Consider the following 9851-nt stretch of genomic DNA (forward strand, 5'->3'; position numbering starts at 1 on the left):
ATGCCACGATCCAGGCCCAGGTGCTGGACGTTCTCGCGCTGGCCCAGCGTGAGACCGGCGTCGCCGTCGTCCTCATCACTCACGATCTCGGGCTAGTGGCCCAGATGGCCGACCGCGTCGTCGTCATGTACGCGGGCAGGGTCGTCGAGTCGGCGACGACCGAGGAGTTGTTCGGTGAGAGCCGTCACCCGTACACCGCTGCCCTCATGGCCAGCCGCCCTGCGGCTCATCGGCGCGGCGAGCAGCTGCACGTGATCGAGGGGCGTCCGCCGAACATGGCAGACCTTCCCCGAGGCTGCCCGTTCGAGCCGCGATGTGCGTCGCCGCTGCGTGAGGATCGCTGCCGGAGCGAGGTGCCCGCGCTGCAGGCGAGCAGCGACGGCCGCTGGAGCGCGTGCCACTTCCGCGAGCATGGTCTCCCCGCTCGGCAGATGGAGGTTCGATGAGCCAGGAGGAGCAGATGCTCGAGGTCGACGATCTCCATGTCCACTATCCGTCCTCGCGCCGTCGCGCACCGATCCGGGCCGTGGACGGCGTTTCCCTGACCGTCGCCCAGGACGAGGCACTCGGGTTGATCGGCGAGTCAGGATGCGGCAAGAGCACGACCGGCCGTGCGCTCGTTCAGCTGACCGAGCCCACAGGTGGGCGCATCCGATATCGGGGCGAGGACATCACCCGGCCCGACCGTCGTCGCCGCAAGAGTCTGCGGACCGAGATCCAGTTCGTGTTCCAGGATCCGCAGTCCTCGCTGAACCCGCGGATGACGGTCGAGGAGATCATCGCCGAGCCGCTACGGGCGTTCCGGCGTTGGGACCGTGACGGCAGAGGCAGCGCGGCCCGGCTGCTTGACCAGGTCGGCCTCGGCGCCGACGCACTCCGACGCTACCCCCACGAGTTCTCAGGCGGCCAACGGCAACGGTTGGGTATCGCTCGGGCACTGGCCCTGGACCCGAGCCTGCTCGTCCTCGACGAACCGGTCTCGGCGCTCGACGTCTCGGTGCAGGCACAAGTGCTGAACCTGTTGATGGAGCTGCGCGCCGATCAGGCACTGTCGTACATGATGATCTCTCACGATCTCGACGTCATCAGGCACGTCACCGATCGGGTCGCTGTCATGTACCTCGGTGTGATCGTCGAGACCGGTGACGTTGCCCAGGTGCTGGACAGACCTGCGCACCCGTACACATCCGCGCTCGCTTCGGCCACCCCTCCGGCGTTGCCGGGTGAGCAGCGGGAGCGCATCGTGTTGCGTGGCGAGCTGCCTTCCGCGGCCGACCCGCCTTCGGGTTGCCGTTTCCGCACCCGCTGCTGGCGTGCCGATGAGGTCTGTGCCGAGAAGATTCCGGTGTTGACCCCGATCGGGCCTGCCGGCCGGCAGGTCGCCTGCCACCATCCGCTCTTCGAGCCCACCGTCGCCGTGCAGGCGGTCTCGACCGATGCGCTCTGATGGCCTCCGCCCACACGCTCCGTTCCGCCAGTCGTTCCTGTCCCTCTATTTGGAGAGCCATGCCCCGCCCGCTCGATCCCGCCGCCCGCGTCCTCGGACCACACGCCCAGCAGGCCGCGTTCCCGCTCGGAGGGATCGGCACCGGGAACGTCTCGATCGGCAGCCGGGGAGAGTTTCGGGACTGGGAGATCTCGAATCACCCGGACAAGGGGTCGTGGCTTCCGAACACGTTCGCCGCAGTACGCGCGCAGCGAGGCGGGGACGAACCGTTCGCTGCGATGCTAGAGGCAGCGTTTCGACCTCCGTTCGAGGGTGACAACGGCATCTATCGCGGCCGTGGAGCAGGCTTGCCACGACTGCAGGATGCCCGGCTCGTCGGCGAGTACCCGATGGTCGAGGTGGAGTTCCGTGATGACCGGATGCCGATCGAGATCTCGATGTCGGCGTTCACGCCGCTGGTGCCACTCGACGTCGCCGACTCGGGCATCCCTGGGGCGGTGCTGCGGTACCACCTGTACAACCCGCACCAGGAGGCGGTGGCGGTCACGCTCGTCCTGTCGATGGCCAGCCCCATCGGTGTCGTCGGGCGCAATCAGGCGGGTGCGCCACGGTTCGAGGGCACGCCTTTCGTGAGGTACCGCGACAGCGGCGACCTGCGAGGTCTCGCTTTCGGCAGCGATCTTCCCGCGGAGTCGTTCGAGTACGGCACGGCAGCGCTTGCCACGGCCGAGCGCGACGTCACGGTCACCGAGGAGTGGCTCATCGGCGCCCGGCCCGATGGCGCACAGCTGTTCTGGGAGGACCTGGTGACCGATGGCCAGCTGGATCGGCCGGGTGATCACCCGGTCGATCCCGGCTTCCATGACGACGGACTCCGGGTCGGCAGCCTGGGCGTGGTGCTCTCGCTGGCTCCCGGAGAGCACCGTGACGTCGAGTACCTGATGTCCTGGCACGTGCCCAACCGGCGCCGGGCGTGGCAGGGGACCGCGCTCGTCGACACCCATCGGGACGAGCGCGTGCGTAACCAGTACGCGGTCCGGTACCCGGATGCCTGGGCTGTCGCGCAAGACCTGTCTCAACGGCTGCCCGAGCTCGAGGGTGCGACCAGGGCGTTTCGGGACGCACTGTTCGGTTCGACCCTGCCGGCGGAGCTGGTCGACGCCGTCAGCGCGACACTCGTGGTTCTGCGCAGCACCACCTGCTTCCTGCTGGAGGATGGCAGCGAGGAGGGGCTGTTCGCCGCGTGGGAGGGCAGCCTCGACCACGCGGGCAGCTGCGAGGGAACGTGCACGCATGTCTGGAACTACGCACAGACCGCTGCCCACCTCTTCCCCGGCCTGGAGCGCAGTGCCCGTCGAACCGAGCTGCTTCACGAGACCGACGCCGACGGCCGGATGCGGTTCCGCTCCAACTCGGTCTTCGGTGGCGAGCCGTGGGAGTTCCGGCCGGCTGTCGATGGCCAGATGGGCACAGTGGTTCGAGTCTTTCGAGAGTGGGTACTCAGTGGAGACGACGGCTTCCTGCGCGAGCTGTGGCCAGCGACCCGGCGCGCTCTCGAGTTCGCATTCGAGCACTGGGACTCCGACGGCGACCTCGTCCTCGACAGCGAGCAGCACAACACCTACGACATCGAGTTCTTCGGACCGAACTCGCTGGCGAACTCGATGTTCCTGGCTGCGTTGCACGCGGGCGCGCAGATGGCGGCCTACCTGGGTGAGGCGGAGGCAGCTGCCGCCTACCGCAAGGCCGCAGCGAGCGCCTCGGCGCGGGTGGACACCATGCTCTTCAACGGCGAGTACTACGACCAGAGGCTGGCGGATGTCGACGAGCACCGCTACCAGTACGGAACCGGTTGCCTGGCCGATCAGCTGTTCGGCCAGACTCTCGCCCACCTCGTCGGTCTGGGCCACGTGCTGCCCTCGGAGCACGTGCGTTCGGCAGTGGCTGCCGTGCACCGCCACAACTTCTTCGCCGACGTCGGTGAGCACGTGAGCGCCCAGCGCACCTATGCTCTGCCCGGCGAAGCCGGCATGATCCTGTGCACCTGGCCGCGGGGCGGCCGTCCCCGGCTCCCCTTCATCTACTGCGACGAGGTGTGGAGCGGGGTCGAGTACCAGGTCGCGACCCACCTGGTGTACGAGGGCATGGTTGCCGAGGGCCTCGAGGTCGTCCGGGCTGTCCGCGATCGCCATGACGGCGTGCGCCGAAATCCCTGGAACGAGGTCGAGTGCGGCAACCACTACGCCCGATCGCTGGCGAGCTGGGGAGTTCTCCTCGCGATCCTCGATCACCGTTGGGACGGGCGCTCGCAGGTGTTGAGCCTGGGGCCCCGGCAGGAGTCCTATCGTGACGGGGTGCTGCAGGCGCCGGTGTTCACGTCAGCAGGCTGGGGCGAGCTGCTGATACGGGACGGGCGAGCGGTTCTGGCGTGTCGCGGCGGCCAGCTGCAGGCTGCTGGGGTGGTCGTGACCACCCCCGATGGCGTCGCATTGAGGATCGGCGCGATCGATCTGGCCCCGGGGGGCAGCGTCGATCTCACGTGAGGGCCTCGGTCAGGCCTCTCGGCGTCCGCGCATGCGTAGATCCGAGGGAAGTGGTTGGAGGGCCTCGACTGCGTCCCGGGTGGCGAGGAGCTCACCGACGAGGTGCTGCTCGCGTCCGTCAGCCGCTTCCCCGGTAGGCCCCGAGACCGAGAGCGCACCGAACTCGCCGTGACCGAGGTCGATCGGTACTGCGAGACAACGCAGCCCGAGGTCGGCTTCCTCGGCGTCGACGGCGTATCCCCGGCTCCTGGTCCGTGCGATGTCCTCGGTCATCTGCGTCGCCTCGGTGATCGTGTGGGTAGTCAACGCGGGGTACGGCTCGGCGGGCAGTGCCGCGGTCAGAGCCTCGGCATCGAGGCGCGACAGGATCGCTTTGCCGAGGCCGGTGCAATAGGCCGGGTTCGTGCTTCCCTCGGTGGTGGAGTAGCGGATGGAGCGGTCCGGGAACTCGACGCACACGTGCACGACGTCGCGGCCGTCGAGGACGCCGAAGTTCGCGGTCCAGCCGGTGGCGGAGGCGAGCTGCCTCAGGTGCGGACGCACGACGTCAGCAACCGACGCGGCTTCGAGATAACCGGTAGCGAGCGGCAGCACGCCGTGACCCAGCCGATAGGCGGGGCGGCTGTCGACACGGACCAGATACTCCTCGGCCTCCAGCACGGCGATCAAGCGGACCAGGGTGCTCTTCGGCAGCTGTGTGCGGCCGTGGAGCGAGGCGATCGTGGCGGCGGTAGGTGAGGTGGCCACAGCTCGAAGCACCTTCAGGCCGCGGCTGAGAGCGTGCGCGTGGTAGTGCGGCCGTTCCTCGGCAGCACGCCCAGCGCTGTCGTCGGTGGGTGTGTTCATGCGTGCCGTTCCTGATCGAAGTGCTTCCTCGCGAACCTCACACGCCGACCGTATAACGCTTGGGCGTCGCCCGCTCGTCGACGTGGTGCGCCGTTCCGTGTGGGGCGCCGAGGTCGGTCATGTGCGCGCGGAGAGCTCCTGGCCGACCGCGTGATGCGTCGTGTCGAGAAGGAGGTCGACATCAGCCTCGGTGTGGGCGTAGGAGATGTTGCTCCGCTTGAGGTTGAGGGGAACCTCGAGTACGCCGTGATCGATCTGACGCAGGCGATAGCCCGTGAAGAGGTCAGCATCGTTGCGGAGCAGATCGCGGTATTCGCGAGCCGGCCCGCTCATGAAGTAGCTGATGAAGATCGAACCCACACCGGTGACCACGGCCTCCACTCCGAGGTCGGCGAACACCGCGCGCAACCCCTCACGGGCGCGGTCGCCGAGGGCGTACAGATGCTCGTGCACCGGTTCGTTGCGTAGCTTGTCGATCGTGGCGACGGCAGCGGCTGCCATAGCGGGATGGCCGTTGAAGGTGCCGGCGAAGAAGGCGGGCCGGCCCGGCACGGTCGCGAACTGCTCCATCACGGCTGCGCTGCCGCCCAGAGCCGAGATCGGGTAGCCATTGGCGAAGGCCTTGCCCATCGTGGTGAGGTCCGGCTGGACGCCGACGACCTCCTGATAGCCGCCGAGCGCGTGTCGAAAGCCCGTGATGACCTCGTCGAAGATCAGCACGATGCCCTCCCTGTCTGCCAGGTCTCGCAGCCTCTGCACGAAGCCCGGTTCCGGAAGCAGTGCGCCGACGTTGTGGGGCACCAGCTCCAGGATGATCGCCGCGACTTCGCCCTTGTGCTCGCTCAGCAGCTGTTCGACCGCCTCGGCGTCGTTGAACGGTGCGATGAGCGTCGCGTCGAGCACGGACGGCAAGATCCCGGAGGACAGCGGGTCGCGTGCTCCCACGCGCTCGACCGGCGAGATGACGTTCATCGCGACGCTGTCGTGCCACCCGTGGTAGCAACCCTGGAACTTGACGATCTTCTGCCGTCCCGTCACGGTGCGTGCGACACGGATCGCCTGGAAGGTCGCCTCGCTGCCGGTGTTGGTGAACAGAACCCGTTCGACACTCGCGATCTCCTCGGTGATCCGCTCCGCCAGCTCGATCTCGGGCGGCGTGACACCGAGCCCGGGATTGTCGATGGCGCGCAGAGTGCGGATGACGGCCTCGTCCACATCCGGGTCGTTGTGCCCCAGCACCGGCGGCCCGTAGGCGCCGTGGAAGTCCAGCAACTCGCGCCCGTCTGCTGTGCGCAATCGTGCGCGGCTCGAGCCGACGACGACGACGTCCTCCAGCCCGGTGACGCGGCGTTGGACGCTGTTGACGCCACCCGCGATGACGGCGCGTGCCCGCTCAGCGCCGTAGGAGCGCTGATCGACGGAGGTCATTCGTCGCTCTCCCGCGGCACGTAGGCGATGCAATCGAGCTCCACCTGGATGAACGAGAAGTGGTTGCCGACCGTGGTGCGCGCCGGATACGGCTGCGGGAACAGCTCGGCATAGAGGCGGTTGTACTCCTCTCGCGAGGACTCCTCGCGCAGATACCCTCCCACTCGGACGATGTCGCGCAAGGTGCCACCGGCCGCCTCCAGCACCGCTTCGAGGTTGCGCACGGTCCGTCGGAACTCTCCCTCGAACGTGTCGGAGACGATGCCGACGTCAGGCTCGGTCGAGGCCTGTCCGGAGACGAACACGAAGTCGCCGACGCGGGTGGCCGAGGACAGCGGCGCGGGCGGCGGCTTGCCCGGCTCGGGCTCGATGGTGTCGAAGGGAACGGTCATACCAGCCTCCCAGGCTTCGATGCTTTGACATGGAACACTGTTCCATACTACGTGGATGAGTGCCGCCGGACCCCTGGGCGGTGCTGGCATCCCTCTTCCGACGACGAGGAGCGCTACATGGCTGAGCTGGACATCACGGACCCTGAGCTCGACGGCTTCGACCGCGGCTTTCCGGCGGCGGCCGCGGGCGTGCGGTGCAGCGAGGTCGGTGCCCAGGAGTGGGATCTTCATGCGCACATGTCGACACCGATCGCCGTCATCGCCGAGGACCGGTTGCGCCACAACGCGGAGGTCATGCAGGCGTGGTGTCGATCGCACGGTGCCGAGCTCTGGCCGCACGCGAAGACGACGATGTCCGCGCAGCTGATCGATCGACAGCGACGGACGGGCGCCTCGGGGGTGACGGCGGCGAGCGCCGCGCAGGCTCGGTTGCTGGTGGCCTGGGGTGCGCCTGCCGTGCTCGTCGCCAACCAGCTCGTCGAGCCCCGTGCCCTCGCCGATGTGCTGGCGGCCGTGGTCGAGGCCGAGTCTGAGCTCACGTGCTTCGTGGACTCGATCGCCGGCGTCGAGATCCTGGAGCGCCAAGCCGCAGCCGTCGGCGTTCACATGCCAGTGCTGCTCGAGGTGGGTGCGCCGGGGGCCCGTACGGGCGTTCGGACAGCGTCGGACCGGGACGGCGTGCTGGCCGCGCTGGCGCGTTCGGCGCACGTGCGCCTCATCGGGGTCGCCGGCTACGAGGGGGCGTTCGCCGCCGACCGCTCAACGGAGTCGCTGGCACGCGTGGATAGCTATCTGAGCGGGATCGTGGAGGTGCTCGAGGAACTGGTCCGGAGGGGTGTCGTGGAGAGCGACCGGCCGGTGCTCTCGGCAGGCGGCAGCATGTACTTCGACCGGGTCGTCACGGCCTCACAGTCGATGCGCGGCGGCCACCGCCTGGTGCTGCGCAGCGGCTGCTACCTACTGCATGACGCCGGACTCTTCCAGCACGCGACGCCCTTGCCGGACGAGCCGTCTCGCCCCGGCCTCCGGGCCGCGTTGACCGTGTGGGGGACCGTGCACTCACGGCCGGAGGCCGGCCGTGCCTACCTGGATGTGGGTCGGCGCGACGTCGGTGAGGACCAAGGATTGCCGCTCGTGCAGCGCCGCCTAGCGGCCGGTGCGGCTGAGCCGGCACCGCTCGAGGGTGTGCGGGTGATCGCGCTCAATGACCAGCACTGCCATCTCGAGGTCGATCCCGGCGCCCTGCTCGAGGTGGGTGACCGGATAGAGCTGGGGGTCTCCCATCCGTGCACAACCATGGACAAGTGGCGCACCGTTCCGTTGGTCAGCGGCAGGACCCTCGTGGGTGCGATCACGACCCGCTTCTGACGAAACGCTCAGTCAGCCAGCAGTCGGGCCAGGTTGTCGATCAGCAGCTGGTCGCACTGCTCTTGCGTGACTCCGCGGGCCAGCAGGCGGGGAACGATGCGCGCGAGCACATGGTGGTAGCCGACCCCACCGTGTTCCGTCAGCTCGTGACTGAAGCAGATGTCCTGGGCCAGGAAGACATGATCGGCCAGCCCACGCTCCAACAGGCCGACCACGGCATCCACTCGCACGTCGTCGGCCGGCTGCTGCCGGCCCCACTGCGGATAGAAGGCATCACGCCCGAAGGTGTCCAGACCGAGCATGAACCCTTGCTCGGCCAGCCCGGCGAAGCGGTCGATGTCCGCGCGCAGTCTCACGTCGAGGTGGGAGAGCACCGTCCGCGCCGGGTCGAAGCCCAGTCGCAACAGCTCGAGCGCGTACGCCTCGATCGTGGCAGGGTCGGGCGGTGAGTGGATGATGACGGCTCTGCCTGTGAGCTGCTGTGCCGCGGCGCTGGCGCGAAGCACCGTGTGCTCGACCGGGTGTGGCGGCCAGGACCCGACGCCGATCTCACCGATCACACCGGCCCGCACCCCGGTGTCTGCGATGCCTTCGGTGAGCTCGCCGACGATCTCGGAGGTCAGCGACTCCACGCTGCGATCCGCCAGACCGGGAGGATGGGACGTGGCGATGTAATAGCCACAGCCTGCAACGAGGTGCACACCGGTCTCTTCGGACAACCAGCGCAGCGCGAGCGGCTGGCGGCCGATCCCGACGGAGGTGACCTCGACCACAGCGCCGCCTCCGGCCGCCTGGAAACGCCGAAGTCCTGCGGCCGCGCGGTCCAGGCGCCGCAGGCTGAGGTTCTCGAAGGAGGCGAAGGGAGCCGAGCGCAGGTCCGCCATCAGATCCGGTGTGAGCGAGGCGCCCGCGAGATCGGGCGCCGTGTCAGGGTCCCAGTAGCAGGAGAGGTCGATCAGCAGATGTTCATGGACCAGGGTGCGTCCGAGGTCGGCGGCCTGGACCCTGCCCCGGACGGTCTCGACGAAGCCTGTCCTCATCCGTGCGCTGGCGTCACCACGATCGCGCGCCGGGTGGTCGTGACGTCTCACGGCGCACAGCGCAACATAGAACAGCGTTCCGCGTCAAGAGGCCGGGGCGGGTTGTGGGTCCGCCCCGCCGCCGGGCGCGGCGTCGTGTGGGCGCTCGCGTAACCTTGCCCATCGTGGCTACCGACTTTCCCGCTGAGATCGCGTCCCTGCGGGGCACGCTCGATCAGATCCTCGCCGTGACCAAGCCGGAGGAGCTCGAGCGGCAGATCGCCGAGCTGTCCGAGCAGGCGGCGGCGCCGGACCTGTGGGACGACCCGGAAGCGGCGCAGCAGGTCACCAGCCAGCTCAGCCACGCGCAGGCCGAGCGGGACCGGCTGCACCAGATCGGCTCCCGCGTGGACGATCTCGGCGCACTGGTGGAGATGGCGCAGGAGGAGGGCGACGACGACGTCCTCGCCGAGGCCGAGTCCGAGCTGACCTCGTTGCGCGCCGCGATGTCCGACCTCGAGGTCCGGACCCTGCTCGCGGGCGAGTTCGACCCGCGCGTGGCCGTGGTGACGATCCGCGGCGGCGCGGGTGGCGTCGACGCCGGAGTCTTCGCCGAGATGCTCATGCGGATGTACGTGCGCTGGGCCGAGCGCAAGGGCTACCCCACCAAGGTCATGGACACCTCCTACGCGGAGGAAGCCGGCCTGAAGTCGGCCACCTTCGAGGTCAACGCGCCATACGCCTTCGGCACGCTCTCGGTCGAGGCGGGCACGCACCGTCTCGTGCGGATCAGCCCGTTCGACAACCA

General features: G+C 68.7%; 9 protein-coding genes. 5 read left to right on the forward strand and 4 right to left on the reverse strand.

What is annotated here, in order from left to right; translation table 11 throughout:
• The 3 genes from ACOJSN_RS22775 to ACOJSN_RS22785 all read left to right on the forward strand — a co-directional run.
• Window positions 1–446, forward strand: a 446-nt coding sequence (locus ACOJSN_RS22775; protein ID WP_420114771.1) for an oligopeptide/dipeptide ABC transporter ATP-binding protein, incomplete at its 5' end; no start/stop codon positions are given.
• A complete protein-coding gene (locus tag ACOJSN_RS22780; protein WP_420114772.1) occupies window positions 443–1447 on the forward strand; it encodes an ABC transporter ATP-binding protein in 1005 nt (334 codons plus the stop codon). The genes ACOJSN_RS22775 and ACOJSN_RS22780, both read left to right, overlap by 4 nt.
• 59 nt (window positions 1448–1506) lie before the next feature.
• A complete protein-coding gene (locus tag ACOJSN_RS22785) occupies window positions 1507–3990 on the forward strand; it encodes a GH116 family glycosyl-hydrolase (RefSeq protein WP_420114773.1) in 2484 nt (827 codons plus the stop codon).
• Between the two features lie 9 nt (window positions 3991–3999).
• On the opposite strand, the gene ACOJSN_RS22790 is transcribed toward ACOJSN_RS22785, so the two are convergent.
• The 3 genes from ACOJSN_RS22790 to ACOJSN_RS22800 form a co-directional block, all read right to left on the reverse strand.
• Window positions 4000–4836 (reverse strand): IclR family transcriptional regulator, encoded by an 837-nt coding sequence (locus ACOJSN_RS22790; RefSeq protein ID WP_420114774.1) that lies wholly within the window; start codon window positions 4834–4836, stop codon window positions 4000–4002.
• A 117-nt stretch (window positions 4837–4953) separates the two neighbouring features.
• The gene (locus tag ACOJSN_RS22795) at window positions 4954–6264 is read right to left on the reverse strand and encodes an aspartate aminotransferase family protein (RefSeq protein ID WP_420114775.1); all 1311 of its coding nucleotides are present in this window, start codon (window positions 6262–6264) and stop codon (window positions 4954–4956) included.
• The gene (locus ACOJSN_RS22800) at window positions 6261–6656 is read right to left on the reverse strand and encodes a RidA family protein (RefSeq protein ID WP_420114776.1); all 396 of its coding nucleotides are present in this window, start codon (window positions 6654–6656) and stop codon (window positions 6261–6263) included. The genes ACOJSN_RS22795 and ACOJSN_RS22800 overlap by 4 nt, the downstream gene beginning before the upstream one ends.
• A 117-nt stretch (window positions 6657–6773) precedes the next feature.
• Between ACOJSN_RS22800 and ACOJSN_RS22805 the strand changes: the two genes are divergently transcribed.
• Entirely contained in the window at window positions 6774–8024 is a 1251-nt protein-coding gene (locus ACOJSN_RS22805) for an alanine racemase (RefSeq protein ID WP_420114777.1), read from the forward strand.
• Window positions 8025–8032: 8 nt separating this feature from the next.
• On the opposite strand, the gene ACOJSN_RS22810 is transcribed toward ACOJSN_RS22805, so the two are convergent.
• Complete coding sequence (locus tag ACOJSN_RS22810) at window positions 8033–9064, reverse strand: phosphotriesterase family protein (protein WP_420114778.1); 1032 nt, start codon at window positions 9062–9064, stop codon at window positions 8033–8035.
• A 161-nt stretch (window positions 9065–9225) separates the two neighbouring features.
• Between ACOJSN_RS22810 and ACOJSN_RS22815 the strand changes: the two genes are divergently transcribed.
• Window positions 9226–9851: PCRF domain-containing protein (locus tag ACOJSN_RS22815; protein WP_420114779.1), on the forward strand; the 626-nt coding region annotated here is incomplete at its 3' end.

Source organism: Pseudactinotalea sp., assembly GCF_048594945.1.
Lineage (GTDB): Bacteria > Actinomycetota > Actinomycetes > Actinomycetales > Beutenbergiaceae > Pseudactinotalea.